This is a genomic window from Streptomyces sp. NBC_00237, assembly GCF_026342435.1.
Lineage (GTDB): Bacteria > Actinomycetota > Actinomycetes > Streptomycetales > Streptomycetaceae > Streptomyces.
Map to the genome: position 1 here is coordinate 3,113,010 of NZ_JAPEMT010000001.1, position 19,671 is coordinate 3,132,680.

15 protein-coding genes are annotated in these 19,671 nt (G+C 70.2%); 9 read left to right on the forward strand and 6 right to left on the reverse strand.

Annotated elements, in window-relative coordinates; all coding sequences use genetic code 11:
* Positions 1-145 precede the first annotated feature (145 nt).
* Entirely contained in the window at positions 146-2,296 is a 2,151-nt protein-coding gene (locus tag OG897_RS14135) for a primosomal protein N' (protein ID WP_266656296.1), read from the forward strand.
* Between the two features lie 611 nt (positions 2,297-2,907).
* Here OG897_RS14135 and OG897_RS14140 read toward each other — a convergent pair.
* On the reverse strand, positions 2,908-3,591 hold the full coding sequence (locus OG897_RS14140) for a hypothetical protein (RefSeq protein ID WP_266656298.1): 684 nt from the start codon (positions 3,589-3,591) through the stop codon (positions 2,908-2,910).
* A gap of 320 nt (positions 3,592-3,911) precedes the next feature.
* Here OG897_RS14140 and fmt point away from each other — a divergent pair, with 320 nt between their 5' ends.
* The 4 genes from fmt (at position 3,912) to OG897_RS14160 (ending at position 8,556) form a co-directional block, all read left to right on the forward strand.
* Entirely contained in the window at positions 3,912-4,844 is a 933-nt protein-coding gene (fmt, locus tag OG897_RS14145) for a methionyl-tRNA formyltransferase (RefSeq protein ID WP_266656300.1), read from the forward strand.
* A gap of 251 nt (positions 4,845-5,095) precedes the next feature.
* Positions 5,096-6,478, forward strand: coding sequence for an RsmB/NOP family class I SAM-dependent RNA methyltransferase (locus tag OG897_RS14150; protein WP_266656815.1), 1,383 nt, complete (start codon positions 5,096-5,098; stop codon positions 6,476-6,478).
* A 206-nt stretch (positions 6,479-6,684) separates the two neighbouring features.
* On the forward strand, positions 6,685-7,371 hold the full coding sequence (gene rpe, locus OG897_RS14155; RefSeq protein ID WP_266656302.1) for a ribulose-phosphate 3-epimerase: 687 nt from the start codon (positions 6,685-6,687) through the stop codon (positions 7,369-7,371).
* 129 nt (positions 7,372-7,500) lie between these two features.
* On the forward strand, positions 7,501-8,556 hold the full coding sequence (locus OG897_RS14160) for a sugar-binding transcriptional regulator (protein ID WP_266656304.1): 1,056 nt from the start codon (positions 7,501-7,503) through the stop codon (positions 8,554-8,556).
* Between the two features lie 101 nt (positions 8,557-8,657).
* Here OG897_RS14160 and OG897_RS14165 read toward each other — a convergent pair whose 3' ends face one another.
* The 3 genes from OG897_RS14165 to OG897_RS14175 form a co-directional block, all read right to left on the reverse strand.
* A complete protein-coding gene (locus OG897_RS14165; protein WP_266656306.1) occupies positions 8,658-10,793 on the reverse strand; it encodes an ABC transporter ATP-binding protein in 2,136 nt (711 codons plus the stop codon).
* Positions 10,790-11,812, reverse strand: a complete 1,023-nt coding sequence (locus OG897_RS14170) for an ABC transporter permease (protein ID WP_266656308.1) — start codon at positions 11,810-11,812, stop codon at positions 10,790-10,792. Before OG897_RS14170 ends, OG897_RS14165 begins: the two co-directional genes overlap by 4 nt.
* Before the next feature lie 72 nt (positions 11,813-11,884).
* Entirely contained in the window at positions 11,885-12,865 is a 981-nt protein-coding gene (locus tag OG897_RS14175) for an ABC transporter permease (protein ID WP_266656310.1), read from the reverse strand.
* A gap of 279 nt (positions 12,866-13,144) precedes the next feature.
* Between OG897_RS14175 and OG897_RS14180 the strand changes: the two genes are divergently transcribed.
* On the forward strand, positions 13,145-14,836 hold the full coding sequence (locus tag OG897_RS14180) for an ABC transporter family substrate-binding protein (RefSeq protein ID WP_266656312.1): 1,692 nt from the start codon (positions 13,145-13,147) through the stop codon (positions 14,834-14,836).
* Positions 14,837-15,168: 332 nt separating this feature from the next.
* On the opposite strand, the gene OG897_RS14185 is transcribed toward OG897_RS14180, so the two are convergent.
* Positions 15,169-15,540: a VOC family protein gene (locus OG897_RS14185; protein WP_266656314.1), complete on the reverse strand. Its 372-nt coding sequence runs from the start codon at positions 15,538-15,540 to the stop codon at positions 15,169-15,171.
* 263 nt (positions 15,541-15,803) lie between these two features.
* Between OG897_RS14185 and OG897_RS14190 the strand changes: the two genes are divergently transcribed.
* The 3 genes from OG897_RS14190 (at position 15,804) to OG897_RS14200 (ending at position 19,125) form a co-directional block, all read left to right on the forward strand.
* The gene (locus OG897_RS14190; RefSeq protein WP_266656316.1) at positions 15,804-17,246 is read left to right on the forward strand and encodes a GuaB1 family IMP dehydrogenase-related protein; all 1,443 of its coding nucleotides are present in this window, start codon (positions 15,804-15,806) and stop codon (positions 17,244-17,246) included.
* A 94-nt stretch (positions 17,247-17,340) separates the two neighbouring features.
* Entirely contained in the window at positions 17,341-17,997 is a 657-nt protein-coding gene (locus OG897_RS14195; protein ID WP_266656318.1) for a response regulator transcription factor, read from the forward strand.
* Positions 17,998-18,258: 261 nt separating this feature from the next.
* A complete protein-coding gene (locus OG897_RS14200; protein ID WP_266656320.1) occupies positions 18,259-19,125 on the forward strand; it encodes an RNA polymerase sigma factor SigF in 867 nt (288 codons plus the stop codon).
* Between the two features lie 105 nt (positions 19,126-19,230).
* Here the strand turns inward: OG897_RS14200 and OG897_RS14205 are convergent, their stop codons facing one another.
* A complete protein-coding gene (locus OG897_RS14205; protein ID WP_266656322.1) occupies positions 19,231-19,614 on the reverse strand; it encodes an ATP-binding protein in 384 nt (127 codons plus the stop codon).
* Positions 19,615-19,671 lie beyond the last annotated feature (57 nt).

A 19,671-nucleotide genomic window follows, 5' to 3' on the forward strand; every position in this document is an offset into this window, starting at 1 on the left:
CGTCAGCCGCTTGCCGCTTCGATCTCGGGCGACTTCTTGGGCTGTGGCCGTCTCCGCGTGGCTCTCCGCGGTGGCCGCCTGCCGCCACGGCTGCCGGTCGGCCGGGGGCCGTCGGTTGTCAGTGGGTTCTGGTAGGTATGGGGCTGTGAGCAGTGACGACGAGCAGCAGCAGGGTCCGGTAGAGGGGCCGCCCGAGCAGCTAGCGCTGATGCGGGAGTTCCTTCGGCACGAGAAGCAGGTGCCGAAGGCGAAGCCGCGTACGTGGCGGGGGGCGCCGCTGGCCGAGGAGCTGCCCGTCGCGCGGGTCATGGTGAACAAGGGCGTGCTGCATCTCGACCGGTATTTCGACTATGCCGTGACCGAGGAACTGGATGCCGAGGCGCAGCCGGGGGTGCGGGTGCGGGTGCGGTTCGGGGCCGGGGCGCATCGGGTGCGGGACGGGAGGCGCGAAGGGGGTGGGCTCATCGACGGGTTCATCGTCGAGCGGGTCGCGGAGTCGGACTACAACGGGCCGTTGGCCGCGTTGGCGCAGGTGGTGTCGCCGGAGCCGGTGCTGAGCGCCGAGTTGCTGGGGCTGGCGCGGGCGGTCGCCGATCGGTACGCGGGGAGCCTGGCGGACGTGCTCCAGCTGGCGGTCCCGCCGAGGAACGCGCGGGCGGAGAAGAAGGAGTTTCCGGCTGCGTTGCCTGCCCCCGGGGTGCCTGATGCGGAGAGTTGGGGGCGGTACGAGCAGGGGGCGGCCTTCCTGGAGGCGTTGGCCGGGGGCGGGGCGCCTCGGGCCGTGTGGACCGCTTTGCCGGGGCCGTTGTGGGCGGAGGAGATCGCGCGGGCGGTCGCGGCGACGCTGGCTTCGGGGCGGGGGGTTGTCGTGGTGGTGCCCGACGGGCGGAGCGTGGAGCGGGTGGATGCCGCGTTGGTGGGGGTGCTGGGGGAGGGGCGGCATGCGGTCCTGACGGCGGACGCCGGGCCCGAGAAGCGGTATCGGGAGTGGCTGGCCGTACGGAGGGGCGCGGTGCGGGCGGTGGTGGGGACGAGGTCGGCGATGTTCGCGCCGGTCCGGGATTTGGGGCTGGTGGTGGTGTGGGACGACGGGGATCCGAATCTGAGCGAGCTGCACGCTCCGTTGCCGCATGCGCGGGAAGTGCTGGAGTTGCGCGCGACGTTGGACAAGTGCGCCTTCTTGCTGGGGAGTACGAGTTGCACGGTGGAAGCCGCGCAGCTGGTGGCGACCGGGTGGGCGCGGCCTCTGGCGGCTTCGCGGGAGCAGGTGCGGCGGGCGGCTCCGCTCGTACGGACCGTGGGCGACCAGGAGTTGGCGCGGGACGAGGCGGCGCGGGCCGCGCGGTTGCCGAGCCTGGCGTGGCAGACCGTACGGGAGGGACTGAAGACCGGACCCGTGCTGGTGCAGGTGCCGCGCCGCGGGTATGTCCCGAGGCTGGCGTGCGAGCGGTGCCGGACGCCGGCGCGGTGTCGGCACTGTGCCGGGCCGCTGGAGGCCCCGGACGCGCGGGACTTGCAGTGCGGGTGGTGCGGGCGGACCGAGGGGGAGTGGCGGTGTGCCGAGTGCGGGTTCACCAGGCTGCGGGCGCAGATCGTCGGGGCGCGGCGGACCGCGGAGGAGTTGGGGCGGGCGTTTCCGGCGGTGCCGGTGCGGACGTCCGGGCGGGACCACGTGCTGGACGTGGTGCCGGGGACACCCGCGCTGGTGGTGAGCACGCCAGGGGCTGAGCCGGTGGCCGAGGGCGGATATGCGGCGGCGTTGTTGCTGGATGGCTGGGCCATGCTCGGGCGGCCCGACCTGCGGGCTGGGGAGGACGCGCTGCGGCGGTGGATCGCGGCGGCTTCGCTGGTACGGGGGCAGGAGGCGGGGGGGACCGTGGTGGTGGTCGCGGAGCCCACGCTGCGGCCCGTGCAGGCGTTGGTGCGGTGGGATCCGGTGGGGAACGCCCAGCGGGAGCTGGCGGAGCGGGCGGAGCTGGGGTTTCCGCCGGTGTCGCGGATGGCGGCGGTGAGTGGGAAGGGGGAGGACGTGGAGGAGTTCCTGCGGGTCGCGGAACTGCCCGTGGAGGCGGAGGTGTTGGGGCCGATCCCGCTGCCGGTGACGGAGGCGGGGAGGCCGAGGCGGGCGCAGGACCCGCCGGTCGGGGAGCGGTGGGAGAGGGCGTTGGTGCGGGTGCCGCCGGGGCGGGGGGCGGCGTTGGCGGGGGCGTTGAAGGTGGCGCAGGCGGCGAGGATGGCGAGGGGGGGTGGGGGGGAGGTTGTGCGGATTCGGGTTGATCCGCCGGATATTGGGTGAGGGGGCGGGGCGCGCCCCGTTAGGGGCGCGGGGAACTGCGCGGCCAGCCACGACGCGCCTGCACGTGTGCGGGACTGCCGCGCGGCGAGCGCTTGAGGTGAAGGGGTGGGGAGGGGCGGCCCGCCGCAGGCGCATCGGGGTGCGGCGCACCCATGGGGCGAGGTAAGGGCGGGCGCCACCGGGGTGGGGCCCTTTCGCAGGTGCGGCCGGTAGTGGGGCTGGGCGGGGGTGCTCCGGGGTGGGCCCGGAGCGAGGGGGGCCGCCCCCTTGCCCGCCCGTTCCGCCCCCGGGGGGCGGCCCCGCCGCCCAAGGAGGCTAGGCGGGAGTGGGGGGAAGGGCCCGCCGCCCAAGGGGGCTAGGCGGGAGCGGAGGGGCAAGGGCCCGCCGCCCAGTGGGGGGCTAAGTGGAAGCGGAGGGGCCCCGGTGCCCGAGGGGGCGAGGCGGGAGCGGAGGGGGGCCGTCGCGCGAGGGGGCTGGGTGGAACGCGAGGGGGTTGGGTGGAAGTGGAGAGGGGCAGGTGATGGAGGTCAGGAGGGGGGCAAGGGGAAGGCCCCCGCCGGGGAGGTGGGGGCCTTGGGGGAGAGGGGTGTTTGGGGGAGAGGGGTGTGGGGTCAGCCGTTGCGGGGGTTGGGGAAAGGGGGTGGAGTGGGGCGGGATTCTTCGCGGAGGGACTGGCTGGAGGCCGTCGGCTGGGGCGGCATCGAGCGAGCGGCGGGCACGGATGGCAGCACCCCCGGCATCCCCGGCATCCCCTGGATTCCGGGCATCGTCCGCGTCGCGGTCGCCGCCGGTGCGGCAGCGAGTGAGCCGTTCGCAGCCACCGACGATGCCGCCGGAGCCAGGGGGGATGCCGCCGGGGAGGTCGAGGACAGCGGGGACGGGGAGGAAGTGGGCGTGGAGTCCGGGCCGTTCGGGTCCTGGGCCGCGGAGGCGGTGGACTGGGTGACCGCCCGTCGTGCGCCGTAACGGCGGTGCACCGCCTGCTTGGTGACTCCGAGCGCCGAACCCACCGCGTCCCACGAGAATCCGAGCGAGCGGTCGAAGTCCACGGCGGCGGTCACCAGGGTCTCGACGCTGTCCCGCAGTTCCTGCGCGAGGCGGACGGTCGGGGCAGGAGCCCGCCCGTACACGACGAAGCCCGTGGACGGGCCAGATCGGCGCGGACGGTAGACGTTGCCCAACTGGGCGGTGAGGGTACGCAGTGCGTCCACCTGCCGGCGGACCCGCTCGATGTCCCGTACCAACAGATGCAGGCTGGCCCGCGCTTGGGCGTCATGGGTTGCGTGGTCGGCCATGAAAAAGCCTCTCGAACCGGCGTTGAGTGAAGAAGGACGAAGAAGGACGGGGCCGTCAGGTCGACGACCCGTTTCGGTCAATCTCTTTTGACCAACGCGCCACCCGGTGTTGTGGTCACGCTCCAGGGGCGTGTCCGCATATGCGCGGGGCGCACGGACGTGCGTACGCCCCCGGGCGCCGGGCGTTCGAGAGCGCCGGAGCGCGGGGCGTCGCCAGGCCCCTGGGGCGGGTCCCGGGCCCCGCCCATAGACTGGTGCGCTGCCCGCGTCCGCAGTGCCGCCGGGCCGTTCATTCGCCCGAACGAGAGGCTCGTACCCCCATGAAGCTCGTCTTCGCAGGCACCCCCGAGGTCGCCGTCCCCGCCCTGGACGCCCTGATCGCCTCCCGGCACGAGGTCGTCGCCGTCGTCACCCGGCCCGACGCGCCCGCCGGACGCGGCCGCCGTCTCGTCGCCAGCCCGGTAGCCGAGCGCGCGGAGGAGGCCGGGATCGAGGTGCTCAAGCCGGTGAAGCCGCGCGACGAGGAGTTCCAGGCGCGGCTGCGCGAGATCGGCCCGGACTGCTGCCCGGTCGTCGCGTACGGTGCGCTGCTGCCGAAGTCGGCGCTGGAGATCCCGGCGCACGGGTGGGTGAACCTTCACTTCTCGCTGCTTCCCGCGTGGCGGGGGGCCGCCCCGGTGCAGCACTCCGTGATGGCGGGCGACGAGGTGACCGGTGCGTCGACGTTCCAGATCGAGCAGGGGCTCGACTCGGGGCCCGTGTACGGGGTGATCACCGAGGAAGTGCGTGCCACGGACACCAGTGGTGACCTGCTGACCCGGCTCGCCTTCGCCGGGTCGGGGCTTCTCGTGGCGACCATGGACGGCATCGAGGACGGGACGCTGAAGCCGGTGCCGCAGCCCGCCGACGGCATCACGCTCGCCCCGAAGATCACCGTCGAGGACGCGCAGATCGACTGGGCGGCCCCCGCGCTGCGCGTCGACCGGGTCGTGCGCGGCTGCACGCCCGCGCCCGGCGCGTGGACCGTCTTCCGGGGGGAGCGGCTGAAGCTGGTGCAGACCGGGCTGGTGAAGGACCGCACGGAGCTGGCTCCCGGCGAGCTGTCGGCGGGCAAGAACAACGTCCACGTCGGTACCGGCTCGCACGCCGTCGAGCTGCTCTGGGTGCAGCCGCAGGGCAAGAAGCCGATGAAGGCCGCCGACTGGGCGCGCGGCGTGCGCATCACCGCGGGCGAGGCCCTCACCAGGGCCTGAGCGGCCGGACGGCCGGGCCCTCACCGGGGCCTGCGCGGCCGCGGCGGCCTGAGCAGGGCCGCACACCGAGACACACGTACGCTGAGGGGGAACCACCCTTCACTTAAGCGGAGCACCTTTTGAGCGACCACAAGCCCCGGCAGAACCGTCCCCGCACCCAGTCCCAGCAGGGCGGGCAGGGCAAGCAAGGCCACCAGGGCGGGCAGGGCAAGCAGCCGTACAAGCCGCACCGCAAGCCCGACAAGGACCCCGTGCGCTTCCTCGCCTTCGAGGCGTTGCGCGCCGTCGACGAGCGGGACGCCTACGCGAACCTGGTGCTGCCGCCGCTGCTGAAGAAGGCCCGCGAGAAGTACGAGGGCTTCGACGGGCGCGACGCGGCCCTCGCCACCGAGCTCGTCTACGGCACCCTGCGCCGCCAGGGCTCGTACGACGCGATCATCGCGGCCTGCATCGACCGGCCGCTGCGCGAGGTCGACCCGCCCGTCCTCGACGTGCTCGCGCTCGGCGCGCACCAGCTCCTCGGCACCCGCATCCCCACCCACGCCGCCGTCTCGGCGAGCGTGGACCTGGCACGGCTGGTGCTCGGCGAGGGGCGGGCGAAGTTCGTCAACGCGGTGCTGCGGAAGATCTCCAAGCAGGATCTGGACGCGTGGGTGGAGCAGGTCGCTCCGCCGTACGACGAGGACGCCGAGCAGCACCTCGCCGTCGTGCACTCGCACCCGCGCTGGATCGTCTCGGCGCTCTGGGACTCGCTGGGCGGCGGCCGGGCGGGCATCGAGGACCTCCTGGAGGCCGACAACGAGCGGCCCGAGGTGACGCTCGTCGCGCGTCCCGGCAGGTCCACCACCGACGAGCTGCTGGACGTGCTGGGCGAGGAGTCCGGGCTGCCCGGCCGCTGGTCCCCGTACGCCGTCAGGATGGCCGAGGGTGGCGAACCGGGTGCGTTGGAGGCCGTACGGGACGGGCGCGCTGGCGTGCAGGACGAGGGCAGTCAGCTCGTCGCCGCCGCGCTCGCGAACGCCCCCGTCGAGGGCCGCGACGAGCGGTGGCTCGACGGCTGTGCGGGGCCCGGCGGCAAGGCGGCGCTCCTCGCGGCGCTGGCTTCGCAGCGGGGCGCGGTGCTGCTGGCCTCCGAGAAGCAGCCGCACCGGGCGCGGCTCGTCGAGCAGGCGCTCGCCGGGAATCCGGGCCCTTACCAGGTCATCGCCGCCGACGGTACGCGGCCGCCGTGGCTGCCGGGGACCTTCGACCGGGTCCTGATGGACGTGCCGTGCTCGGGTCTCGGCGCGCTGCGGCGTCGCCCGGAGGCACGGTGGCGGCGCCGGCCGGAGGACCTGGAAGGTTTCGCTCCGCTTCAGCGCGGGCTGCTGCGCGAGGCGTTGAAGGCCGTACGGATCGGAGGCGTGGTCGGGTACGCGACGTGCTCGCCGCACCTGGCGGAGACGCGGACCGTCGTCGACGACGTCATCAAGGGCAAGGGCGCGGGCAACCAGTCCTTCGAGGTCGAGTGGGTCGACGCCCGCCCGCTGATGCCGGGGGTGTCGGCGCTGGGCGAAGGACCGGACGTACAGCTCTGGCCGCATGTGCACGGGACGGACGCGATGTACCTGGCGGTACTGAGGCGCACCGCCTGAGGAGTTGGGGCGTCAGCCGCCCGGCGGCGACTCCCTGGAGCGGGCGGGGCGGCGGGGGTGCGGACGGTGTTCGGGCCGTCCGCGCCCACGACGTGACCGACCGGAATGACCCGGCCGACCGGAATGACCGGAGTGCCCGTGGCCAGTCGGGGAACCGGTCCGCAACCCGGTCGGGGAACTGCCCCAACACATGGCACGCTTGGGGCATGGCAGCGCAGATCAACCCCAGCATCCTGTCCGCGGACTTCGCCAGGCTCGCCGAAGAGGCCAAAGCCGTCGAAGGCGCCGACTGGCTCCATGTAGACGTCATGGACAACCACTTCGTGCCGAACCTCACCCTCGGCGTCCCGATCGTCGAGTCCCTGAGCAGGGCCACGGACATTCCGCTGGACTGCCACCTCATGATCGAGGACCCGGACCGCTGGGCCCCGCAGTACGTGGAGGCCGGCGCGGGTTCCGTCACCTTCCACGCCGAGGCGGCCGCCGCCCCCGTCCGCACGGCCCGCGAGATCCGCGCCAAGGGTGCCCGCGCCTCCATGGCGCTCAAGCCCGCGACGCCCATCGAGCCGTACGAAGACCTGCTCCCCGAGCTGGACATGCTGCTGATCATGACGGTCGAGCCCGGCTTCGGCGGCCAGTCCTTCCTCGACATCATGCTGCCGAAGATCCGCCGCACCCGGTCGCTGATCGCCAAGCACGGCCTCGAACTGTGGCTCCAGGTCGACGGCGGCGTCTCCGCCTCCACCATCGAGCGCTGCGCCGACGCCGGTGCCGACGTCTTCGTGGCGGGCTCCGCCGTCTACAACACCGACGACCCGGCCGCCGCCGTGCGCATGCTCCGTCACCAGGCCGACGAGACGACCGCGAAGGCGTCCTGGGCCTGCGCCCACTGATGCGCCCACCGCATGGCACCGCAGCATCGGCGCGGCCACGGTAATAAGACGGCAAAATGAACGTGAGCCCACAGGGCTGATCAAGGTCCGTCGCATCTGACAGGATGAACGACGAACCATTGTGTGAAAGTGAACCAAGGTAAGGAGATCGCGGTGTCTGCGATGTCAGCGGGCCGGTCGGCCATGCGGATGGGACCCGCTGAGCTGGTTCAGGCGGCGGCGATGGCCCGCCGTTTCTACCTGGAGGGCAAGTCCAAGATCCAGATCGCCGAGGAGTTCGGGGTCAGCCGCTTCAAGGTGGCCCGGGTCCTGGAGACCGCCCTCGAACGCGATCTGGTACGGATCGAGATCCGCGTCCCCGCCGAACTGGACGCGGAGCGCTCCGACGCCCTGCGCGCCCGGTACGGGCTCCGGCACGCGGTCGTCGTCGAGTCCCCGGCGGACGCGGCCGACGACGCCCCCGACCCGGAGAACCTGGGCGAGGTCGCCGCCGACCTGCTCGGCGAGCTGGTGAACGAGGGGGACGTACTGGGTCTGGCGTGGGGCCGGTCGACGATTCACATGGCTGCCGCCCTGCACCACCTGCCGCCGTGCACGGTCGTCCAGCTCACCGGTGTGTACGACGCGGGCACGGCCGAGCGCGGCTCGGTGGAGGCGGTCCGCAGGGCCGCCCAGGTCTCCGGCGGCGAGGCCCACCCCATCTACGCGCCGATGCTGCTGCCCGACCCTGCGACGGCTGCGGCCCTGCGCAACCAGACGGGCATCGCCCGCGCCTTCGAGTACTTCGACAAGGTGACGGTCGCCTGCGTTTCCATCGGCTCCTGGGAGCCGGGCATCTCCACGGTGCACGACATGCTCACCGACGAGGAGCGCGCGCACTACGCCTCGCTCGGTGTCGCCGCCGAGACGTCCGCGCACCTCTTCGACGCCCAGGGCCGCCGGGTCGGCCGTGACCTCGGCGAGCGCTGCATCACCGTCGAGGCCGACCGGCTGCGCCGCATTCCCGAAGTCGTCGCCATCGCGGGCGGGCTGCGCAAGGCGGCGGCCATCGACGCGGTGCTGCGCTCCGGGCTCGTGACGAGCCTCGTCACGGACACCGCCGCTGCGGACTACCTGCTGAACGCGGGCGGCCCGCCGCCGCGTCCGGCGCTCGACCGGGCGGACCCGGACGACCGGGCCGGGTAGGGCCTCGGTTTTTCGGGCCTCGGGTCTCCAGGGCTTCGGGTCCACGAGGAAGGGGGCGACCGGCATCACGCCGGTCGCCCCCTTCCTCGTATCGCCGCAGGTCAGTTGACCACGGTCTCCGCCGCGGGCTTCGCCGACGGGAAGTGGCAGGCCGCGACGTGGTCGTCGGCGTGCGAGGTCATCGCCGGGGTCTCGGTGGTGCAGCGCTCCTGCTGCTCCTTGCCGAGGGCCAGGAACACCGGGCAGCGACCGCGGAAGCGGCAGCCGGTCTGCTTGTCGGTCGGGCTCGGCGGGTCACCGGGGAGCAGGATGCGCTGACGTTCGCGCTCGCGCTTGGGGTCCGGGACCGGGACGGCCGACAGCAGGGCCTTGGTGTACGGGTGCTGCGGGTTGTCGAAGACGGTGTCGACGTCGCCCGCCTCGACCGTGCGGCCCAGGTACATGACGCTGACGCGGTCCGCGATGTGGCGGATGACGGACAGGTCGTGCGAGACGAAGAGGTACGAGAGCCCCATCTCCGCCTTGAGCTGCTGGAGGAGGTTCAGCACGCCCGCCTGGATGGACACGTCGAGCGCGGACACCGGCTCGTCGAGGACCAGGAGCTGGGGGTTCACCGACAGCGCGCGGGCGATGCCGATGCGCTGGCGCTGGCCGCCGGAGAACTGGTGCGGGAAGCGCTGCGCGTACTCCGGGTTGAGGCCGACCTTCGCGAGGAGGTCGGGGACCACCTCGGCGATCTTCTCCTTCGGCATCTTCAGCGCCCGCATGGGCTCCGCGATGACGTCGGCGATCGGCATGCGCGGGTCGAGGCTCGCCATCGGGTCCTGGAACACGATCTGCATGGCCGAGCGCAGCTTGTTCAGCTCGGAGCGGCCCAGCGAGCCGGTGTCCTGGCCGAGGAGTTCGATCGAACCCGACTCGGGCTTGGCCATGTTGAGGATCTCGAAGAGCGTCGTCGACTTGCCCGAGCCGGACTCGCCGACCAGGCCCAGCGTCTCGCCCTGGCGGATGTCGAGCTCGACGCCGTCCACCGCGTACACGCTGCCGACCCGGCGCTTGAAGGCCGTGCCCTTGAACTGCGGGAAGGTCTTGACGAGTTCGGTGACGCGCAGGACGCTCCTGCGCTCGTCGCGCGGCACGGCGGCCGCGGCGAGCGGCGGGATCTCGGGGAGCGGGTAGACGTCGGTGGGGCCGAGGTTCTTCGCCACGATCTCGTCGGTGCGGTGGCAGGCGACGCGGTGGTCGTCGCCGGACAGGACCGGGTCGTCGGTGCGGCAGACGTCCAGCACCATCGGGCAGCGGTTGGCGAACGCGCAGCCGCCCTTGAGCTCCTGGAGCGGGCTCGGCGAACCGGGGATCGGGACGAGCGGCTTGGCCTGCGCCTTCGAGCCGTCCTCGGCGGGCTCGTCGACGCGGGGGACCGCGCCGATCAGACCGAGGGTGTACGGCATGCGCGGACGCTCGAAGACGTCGTCGACGGTGCCGGTCTCCACGATGCGGCCCGCGTACATGACGGCGATGCGGTCGGCGGTGCCCGCGATGACGCCCAGGTCGTGGCTGACCAGGACGAGCGCGGCGCCGGTCTCGCGCTGGGCGGTCTTCAGGACCTCCAGCACCTGGGCCTGGATCGTCACGTCGAGAGCGGTGGTCGGCTCGTCGGCGAGGATCACGGCCGGATCGTTGGCGATGGCCATGGCGATCATCGCGCGCTGGCGCATGCCGCCGGAGAACTCGTGCGGGAAGGACTGCGCACGGGCCTTCGGGTTGGGGATGCCGACCAGGTCGAGGAGCTCGACGGCGCGGGCGGCGGCCTTGTCCTTGCTCAGGTTCGTGTGCGTACGCAGGGCTTCGGCGATCTGGTCGCCGATGCGGTACACGGGGGTGAAGGCGGACAGCGGGTCCTGGAAGACCATCGCGACCTTGTTGCCCCGGATCGCGCTCATCTCGCGGTCGGAGGCACCGAGGAGCTGCTGCCCGTCGAGCTTCACGGAACCGGTGATGATCGCGGTGTCCGGCAGCAGGCCCATCGAGGCGAGCGAGGTCACGGACTTGCCGGAGCCCGACTCGCCGACGATGCCGAGGACTTCACCTCGGTGCAGGTCGAGGTTGACGCCCCGGACCGCCGGGACGATGCCGTGCGGAGTCTGGAAGCGGACGTGCAGGTCGCGGACCTGGAGCAGCGGCTCGCCCGTCGTGACGGGGGCGCTTGCGGTGGAGGGGCTGGCGGTGGTGGTCACGCACGGCTCCCGGGGGTCTCGTGGGCGGAAGTGGGGGAAGTATTCGCGGCGAGGGCGGCAGCGGCCTTCTCGCGTACGGCCTTTGCCTCGCGGGCGACGGCGCGACGCTGCTTGCGCGAGACGCGGTCGGACGTGGGGTCGAGCGCGTCTCGCAGTCCGTCGCCCATGAGGTTGACGGAGAGAACGAAGATCACCAGGAGTCCGGCGGCGAAGTAGAACATCCACGGCTGGGTGAGGGCGGAACCCTCACCGGTGGAGATCAGCGTGCCCAGTGACACGTCGGGGGACTGCACGCCGAAGCCGAAGTACGAGAGGCCAGTCTCGGCCATGACCGCGCCGCCGACCGCGATGGTCGCGTCGATGATCAGGAAGGAGGCCATGTTCGGGAGGATGTGCCGCAGGATGATCCGGAACGGATGCACGCCCATGAAGCGGGCGGCCCGGACGAACTCCTGGTCCTTCAGTGAGAGCGTCATGGACCGCACCACGCGGGCGGTGATCATCCAGCCGAAGACGGCCAGCAGGCCGACGAAGGCGATCCAGCCGGTTTCCTTGAACATCGGGGACATGATCGAAATGATCAGGAACGCGGGGAAGACCAGCATCAGGTCGACCACGAACATGGCGATCCGGTCCACCCAGCCGCCGAAGTAACCGGCGCAGGCGCCGACGATCGAGGCGAGCACCGTGGAGAAGAGTGCGACCAGCAGACCGATCAGCAGTGACTTCTGGAGACCGCGCACGGTCAGGGTGAACATGTCCCGGCCGATCTGGTCCGTGCCGAACAAGTGGGCGCCGGACGGCGGCTCCTGGAGCGCGAGGTAGTCGACGTCGGTGTACTTGTACGGGCTGATCACCGGGCCGAGGAAGGCCAGGAGGAACAGCAGCACCACGATGACGGCGCCCACGAGCGCGCCCTTGTTGGACAGGAAACGGCCCCAGACAACCTTGCTGCGGCTGGGCGCTGAGGATGGTGCCGCGGTGGCGATCTCGGCGACGGTTGCGGTTTCGGTGGTCATCGGTGTGCTGCTCCCTGCGGAACGGGCTTCGTCTGGACTCGGTCGGCGGGCCGTGCGGACACGGCGTACCGGCTAGCCATTGCGGACCCGAGGGTCCAGCGCGGCGTGCAGGATGTCGGCGACGAAGCCGGCGAGCAGCACCATGACGGCGGCAAAAAGGCTGTATGCGACAACGGAATTGACGTCGTTACTGGTGATGGAGTCGATGAGCCACTCACCCATGCCGTGCCAACCGAAGATCTTCTCGGTGAAGGTGGCACCCGTGAACAGGCCGAGGAATCCGTACGCGAAGAATGTGGACATCGGAATCATCGCTGTACGCAGACCGTGCTTCATCAGCGCCTTGTTACGGGAGAGCCCCTTGGCGCGGGCCGTTCGCAAATAGTCCGAGCCGAGCACGTCGAGCATGGTGCTGCGCTGGTAGCGGCTGTACGACGCGATGGTCACCGCCACGATCGCCAGGGTGGGCAGCAGGAGGTGGATGGCCCGCTCCTGGAGCATGGTGAAGAGGCCGTCGGCGAGTGTGGTGTCGCCTTCACCAATGAACTTGATGTTGGTGCCCATGGTGTTGTTGAACCACATGGCGCCCTGCTTGATGAACGCGGCTACCAGCAGCATGGGCATCGACATGATCAGGAACGAGAAAATCATCATTGCCCGGTCGGAGAACTTGTACTGGCGTATCGCACCCCAGGCTCCGAAGAGGATGCCGAGGGCGGTGCCGAGGATGGTGCCGATCAACAGCAGGCGGAGCGAGACGCCGATGCGGGACCCGAATTCGTCATTGACGGAGGTGTCCTTGATCGTCTTGCCGAGGTCGCCCTGGACGACGTTGGAGGCCCAGTCGCCGAAGCGCTCCGGCAGCGGCGTCTTGTCGTTGATGCCGAGCTGGTTGAGCTGGCTGTCGACCACGGTGGCCGCGGGGCGCGGGTTCCGGTTCTCGAAGTACGACCGTGGCGTGAGGGATGTCGAGGCGAGTGCGTACGACAGCCCGACAGCGACCACGAGCAACACGACGTAATAGCCGAGCCGCTTCGTCAGAAAGCCGAGCACGGAACCTCCAACTGACCTGAGGGGGACGAACCACTCCGCGGCGGCACTGCTGCGGAGGCGACGGAAACGTGGTGAGGCACGCGTCGCGATGTCCACATTGTGGAGTGCGATATCCGATTAAAGGACAGTCAGCTGGTCTCGATCGGGTAAAGGTTCACGATGCAGGTTTAATTTGCCGAGTTCTGACGCTTACTGTCCAGATCAACAGCAGTCGGACCCCCTCAGATGGCAACGGCCGACGTGTCTCACATTGTGGGATTTAGGTACAGGAGCTTTCCCATGCGTACTTCCACCAAAACGGCCGCCTTCGTCGTGGCAGCTGTCACCGCCTCGATGGTTCTGACGGCGTGCGGCTCGGACAAGTCCGAGAGCGAGCCGAAGAAGCAGGCCGTCGCGGACCATGCCTCCGAGGTCAACCCGCAGCCGGTGTCGGCGCTCAAGCAGGGTGGCGAGCTCCGGGTTCCGGTTCGTGAGTGGATCACGCAGTACAACGCAAGCCACGTGGAAGGCACGCAGGGAGACCGGCGCACCATATCCGACCCGATGATGCCGAACATCTGGGAGGTCGACGCCAAGGGCGTCATCACCCCGGACAAGGACTACGTCGAGTCCGCCGAGTCGGCCGACAAGGGCGGCAAGCAGGTCCTGACGTACAAGATCAACCCCAAGGCCAAGTGGTCCGACGGTACGCCGCTGAGCTACCGCGACTTCGAGGCCATGTGGAAGGCGCAGGGTCAGGGGAACGCGGAGTTCCTGATCAGCGAGTCCACCGGCTACGAGGACATCGAGTCGGTGAAGGCCGGTGCGAACGACCAAGAGGTCGTCATCACCATGAAGAAGTTCACCTCGCAGTGGCAGGGCATGTTCTGGCAGCTCATGCCGGCCAAGTTCATCGACACGCCCGAGAAGTTCAACAAGGGCTGGGTCGAGAAGATCCCGGCGACGGCAGGCCCGTTCAAGGTCGGCAAGATGGACAAGACCGCGCAGACGGTCACCCTCGTGCCGGACGCCAACTGGTGGGGCGAGAAGCCCAAGCTCGACAAGATCGTCTTCCGGGTGCTCCAGCCGGACGCGCAGATCGACGCGTTCCTGAACAAGGAGCTCGACATCACGACGGCGTCCAACGCCGACTACTACAAGCGCCTCAAGGCCGCCAAGGACACCGACTTCCGCATCGGTTCCCCGTGGGACGAGACCCACATGACCTTCGGCTCCGGCGGCGTCGTCGCGGACGTCAAGGTGCGCCAGGCGGTGCAGATGGCGGTCGACAACAAGGTCATGGCCGACATCGCGGGCAAGGGCCTGCCGGTTGAGTTCAAGACCCTCGGCAGCCACTTCTACATGCCGAACCAGAAGGGCTACCAGGACAACTCCGGCAAGTACGGCAAGGGTGACGTCGCCGCCGCCGGGAAGCTCCTGGACGAGGCCGGCTGGAAGTCCCCGGGTGAGGGCCAGGTCCGCACCAAGGACGGCAAGAAGCTGGAGCTCAACTACGTGACGGGCGCCGGTGCCTCCGCGTCGGTGAAGGCGCGCGACGCCGCCACCCAGTCGATGCTGAAGAAGGTCGGCATCGACATGAAGATCAACGAAGTCTCCGCCAATGACTACTTCAACAAGTACGTCAACAAGGGCGCCTTCGACATCACCGGATTCCGCTTCACCAGCGCCACCGGTCTCACCTCCGACGGGTTCGGCATCTACCGCGACCCGAAGGGCGGTCAGATCTTCCAGAACTACGGCAAGGTCGTCACCCCGGGCGGCGAGGCCAAGTACCGTGAGGCGCTGGCCGCGAAGACCCCCGAGGAGTCGCAGAAGCTCCAGAACGAGGCCGACAAGCTGATCTGGGACGCCGGTCACTCGCTGGAGATCTTCCAGACCCCGTCGATCATCGCCACGCCGAAGAAGCTCGCCAACTACGGTTCGCCGGGCCTCGCTTCGGTCGACTGGAAGAGCGTCGGCTACATGAAGTAGTCCTGCCGGGCGTTCGTGCCCTGTGGTGATCGCGCCCCGTCCTACCGGATTCCGGTGGGGTGGGGCGCTTTTCACGTCAACCGGACTGAAGATGGTGTACCCGTTTTCGCCGTGGCGGCAACGGTCGACCGGGAGGGGCGAGCCCCACTGGCACCACCCGGCCCAGCGCGGCGACCCGGCGCCTTCACCGTCCGTGCGTACACAGCAACGAGTCGGACACCGCAACGAGTCGGCGAGGCCGAACGGGACGAAGAACCCTGACGAGTTCGGCGAACGCCAGGGTGAGCGACCAAGGCCGAGGACCATTCCGACACTGGACGCTCAGGGCGAGTTCAGGCCCCTTCGGGAGTGATCAGGCAGAAGGGATGGCCGACGGGGTCCTCGTAGACGCGGTAACCGATCGGCTTGTCCGAACCCTCCAGCAGCGTCGCACCGAGGGTGAGCACTTGGGCCTCAGCCGTATCGAGGTCCGTGACCATCACGTCGAGGTGCATTTGCTGAGGACGCGCGGAATCCGTCCACTGAGGCGGACGAAAGTCGTCCACCCCCTGAAGGACGACCACCGGGACCCCCGCCGCGTTCTCAAGGACGACAAAGTCGCCGGTGTTCGCCTGCCGCGAGAGCGACAGCAGCTTCTCGTAGAAACCGGCCAGCTCATCCGGGTCGGGACAGTCGATGACAACGGTGTACAGGTGTCCGATCATTCGGCTCACTCTGCCACTGGCCCGCGAGCAGGCCACTGACGGGGTGCCGGCCCGAGGTTCAAGAACACGCTGAGGGGATGAGCGCGACGCCCCTCCGCGCCCCCCAAGGGGCGCTCTTGGAGTATCGCCCAGCCTGGGAGGCTCGGGGCTGGAGGATCGGCCCAGGGGGCATATCCGGACAGTCGTGGGAGAATGGAGTACGTGCGTTTTCCCCCGGGCTGAAATGCCCCGGGGCCAACACCGAACGACTGGATGTTCCGCGCGTGCGTTTCCTCAACGATCTCAAGCCGCCGTACGACCTCACGTACGACGACGTCTTCATGGTGCCGAGCCGCTCCGCGGTCGGATCCCGCCAGGGTGTGGACCTCTCCGCCCCGGACGGCACCGGGACCACGATCCCGCTGGTCGTCGCCAACATGACCGCCATCGCGGGCCGCCGCATGGCGGAGACGCTGGCCCGCAGGGGCGGACTCGTCGTCATCCCGCAGGACATTCCGATCGAGGTCGTCACCGAGGTCGTGGCCTGGGTCAAGACCCGGCACCTCGTCCTCGACACGCCCATCGTGCTGGCCCCCACCCAGACCGTCGCCGACGCGCTGTCCCTGCTGCCCAAGCGGGCCCACAACGCCGGTGTCGTCGTCGACGCGGACCAGCGGCCGATCGGTGTCGTGACGGACCAGGACCTCGCCGGGGTGGACCGTTTCACCCAGCTGTCCGAGGTCATGTCCAAGGACCTGGTGCTGCTGGACGCCGACATCGACCCGCGTGAGGCGTTCAACAAGCTCGACGCCGCCAACCGCCGGTATGCCCCGGCCGTCGACGCCGAGGGCCGCCTCGCGGGCATCCTGACGCGCAAGGGCGCGCTCCGCGCCACCCTGTACACCCCCGCCACCGACGCCGACGGCAAGCTGCGCATCGCCGCCGCCGTCGGCATCAACGGCGACGTCGCGGGCAAGGCCAAGCAGCTGCTCGACGCCGGAGTCGACACGCTCGTCGTCGACACCGCGCACGGCCACCAGGAGTCGATGATCGCCGCGGTCAAGGCCGTGCGCGCCCTCGACCCGCAGGTTCCGATCGTGGCGGGCAACATCGTCGCGGCGGAGGGCGTCCGGGATCTCATCGAGGCCGGTGCCGACATCATCAAGGTCGGTGTGGGTCCCGGTGCCATGTGCACCACGCGGATGATGACCGGCGTGGGTCGTCCCCAGTTCTCCGCCGTCATGGAGTGCGCCGCCGAGGCCAAGAAGCACGGCAAGCACGTCTGGGCCGACGGCGGTGTCCGTCACCCGCGTGACGTCGCGATGGCGCTCGCCGCCGGTGCGTCGAACGTGATGGTCGGCTCCTGGTTCGCGGGTACGTACGAGAGCCCCGGCGACCTCCAGCAGAGCGCCGACGGCCGCTGGTACAAGGAGTCCTTCGGCATGGCCTCCGCCCGCGCGGTCAAGAACCGCACGAGCGAGGAGTCGGCCTACGACCGCGCCCGCAAGGCGATCTTCGAGGAGGGGATCTCCACCTCGCGGATGTTCCTGGACCCGGCCCGTCCGGGAGTCGAGGACCTGATCGACTCGATCGTGGCGGGTGTGCGTTCGTCCTGCACGTACGCCGGTGCCGCCTCGCTGGAGGAGTTCGCGGAGAAGGCCATCGTCGGCGTGCAGAGCGCCGCCGGTTACGCGGAGGGCAAGCCCCTGCACGCCAGCTGGAGCTAAGCACTGTGCGCGCCTGGGCGCCACCCCCTCCTCGGGAGGGGGTGGCGCCCATTGCGTTAGCCTGCGGCGGGAGCTCGACCAAGGGGGAGCGGAATTGATCCGGGTGCTGCTGGCCGACGACGAAGTGATGATCAGGGCCGGGGTGCGGGCCATCCTCTCCTCGGCCGACGACATCGAGATCGTCGCCGAGGCCGAGGACGGGCACGAGGCCGTCGAGCTGGGGCTGAGGCACCGGCCCGACGTCTGTCTCCTGGACATCCGGATGCCCCGCGTCGACGGGCTCACGGCCGCCTCGGAGCTGGGCCGGTTGCTCCCGGAGACCGCCGTCATGATGCTGACGACGTTCTCCGAGGACGAGTACATCGCGAGCGCCCTCGGGTCCGGCGCCGCCGGGTTCGTCCTCAAGTCCGGCGATCCGCGCGAACTCGTCTCCGGCGTACGGGCCGTCGCCGAAGGCGGCGCGTACCTCTCGCCGGCCGTCGCCCGCCGGGTCCTCACCCACCTCGGCGCCGGACAGCTCGGCAAGCGGACCGCCGCCCGCGCCCGGATCACCGAACTCACCGGCCGGGAAAGGGAGGTGCTCGCCCTCGTCGGGGCCGGGCTCTCCAACGCCGAGATCGCCGGGCGGCTGCACGTCGTCGAAGGCACGGTGAAGGCGTACGTCAGCCAGATCCTGGCCCGGCTCGACTTCAAGAACCGCGTACAGGCGGCGATCCTCGCGTACGAGGCGGGGCTCGTCCCCGAGGAGTGAGTCAGGGAGGAGCACGGCAGGGGGGCGGGGGAGCGGGGTTCCAAGGGCGCGCCCCTATCGGCGACGGCCGCGCGGTGGCACGCTGGGATCGAAGGCCGGTACGGGCGGTTCGGGTGCCTTGATGCGGGCGGGGGGCGGTAAATCCGCGATGTGAAGGTGGTGTTGAATAAATTAGCGGTGCGTGACCACGAATGGCGGGCCGCCTTCCGGGTACACGCGCCCTTGCGCTGATAGACCGATGAAGGGGAGTACACCGTGTCCATGGCGACCGCAGTCCCGACGGGAACCACGCAGGGAGTGACCGAGACCGCTCCTGCGGAGCAGGAACTTCCGTATGTGGCACACCCGTCGGAGGTAGCCCCGAGGGACGCCCGCGAGCTGTCGAGGCTCTTCTTCGCCCGGCTCGCCGTCCTCGAAGAGGGCACGCACGAATACCAGTACGCCCGCAACACCCTGATCGAGCTCAACCTGGCACTGGTCAAGTACGCGGCCACCCGCTTCAGGAACCGCTCCGACCAGATGGAGGACATCGTCCAGGTCGGCACCATCGGCCTGATCAAGGCGATCGACCGGTTCGAGCTGACCCGCGAGGTCGAGTTCGCCACCTTCGCCATGCCGTGCATCGTCGGTGAGATCAAGCGGTTCTTCCGGGACACCAGCTGGTCGGTGCACGTGCCGCGCCGCCTCCAGGAGCTGCGGATAGACCTCGCGAAGGCGTCCGACGTGCTGTTCCAGCAGCTGGACCGGGCCCCGACGACGTCCGAGCTCGCCTCCTACCTCGACATGGAGGAGGACGAGATCGTCGAGGGTCTCGTCGCCTCCAACGGGTACACCGCCGGCTCCATCGACATCCCGCTCGACGACGGCGCCGACTCCGGTGCGCAGACCCTCGCCGACCGGCTCGGCGACACCGACGCCGACCTGGAGATCGTCGAGAACGTCCAGGCGCTCAAGCCCCTCATCGACGAACTGGACGAGCGCGACAAGCGCATCCTGAGCATGAGGTACGGCGCGGAGATGACGCAGTCGCAGATCGGTGCCGAACTGGGCGTGTCCCAGATGCAGGTGTCCCGGCTGCTGACGCGCATCACCAAGCGGCTGCGGGAAGGGCTGCTCACCCAGGAGTGAGTGGCCGATAGGGAGAACGTCGCGAGGGCCCGGATTCCTCCCCCGAGGGGCCGGGCCCTTACCCCTGTCCGTACGCCTCCGTGTCCCTGCGTGGCCCCGTCGCCCTCAGCACGCCCCGTCCGCCGGGCGCGGCCACGTAGCCCGTACCCGCTTGCCGTCCGGCAGCGGTCGTACCTCCACATGGCCCGCCAGCCGCTGCACCATGTGCCAGCCGAAGCCGCCTCCGCCCGAGAAGTCCGGTTCCCTGGGCACCGGCGGGTCGCAGCTGGAGTCGTCCATCTCGACGACCAACTGCTCCTGCCCGGCGCGCAGCCGCAGCCGCCACCACCCGGACGTGTGCCGTACGGCATTGGTGACCAGCTCGCTCACCACCAGCAGCACCGCGTCCAGATCGGCCCAGGGGCAGTGCTGGGCGAGATACGCGGCCGCTGCCTCTCGGGCGGTGGCGCTGTCCCCCTGCGCTCCTTGCGGCGAGTCCAGGACAACCACGGGCGGCTCCTCAGTCATCAACCGCTCGCTTACCCCGACTTCACGCACTCATTTCCC

Coding starts and splice junctions, on each gene's coding strand:
- OG897_RS14140 (WP_266656298.1), bottom strand. CDS start 3,591: ATGGCCGACCACGCAACCCATGACGCCCAAGCGCGGGCCAGCCTGCAT.
- fmt (WP_266656300.1), top strand. CDS start 3,912: ATGAAGCTCGTCTTCGCAGGCACCCCCGAGGTCGCCGTCCCCGCCCTG.
- rpe (WP_266656302.1), top strand. CDS start 6,685: ATGGCAGCGCAGATCAACCCCAGCATCCTGTCCGCGGACTTCGCCAGG.
- OG897_RS14170 (WP_266656308.1), bottom strand. CDS start 11,812: ATGACCACCGAAACCGCAACCGTCGCCGAGATCGCCACCGCGGCACCA.
- OG897_RS14180 (WP_266656312.1), top strand. CDS start 13,145: ATGCGTACTTCCACCAAAACGGCCGCCTTCGTCGTGGCAGCTGTCACC.
- OG897_RS14185 (WP_266656314.1), bottom strand. CDS start 15,540: ATGATCGGACACCTGTACACCGTTGTCATCGACTGTCCCGACCCGGAT.
- OG897_RS14200 (WP_266656320.1), top strand. CDS start 18,259: ATGGCGACCGCAGTCCCGACGGGAACCACGCAGGGAGTGACCGAGACC.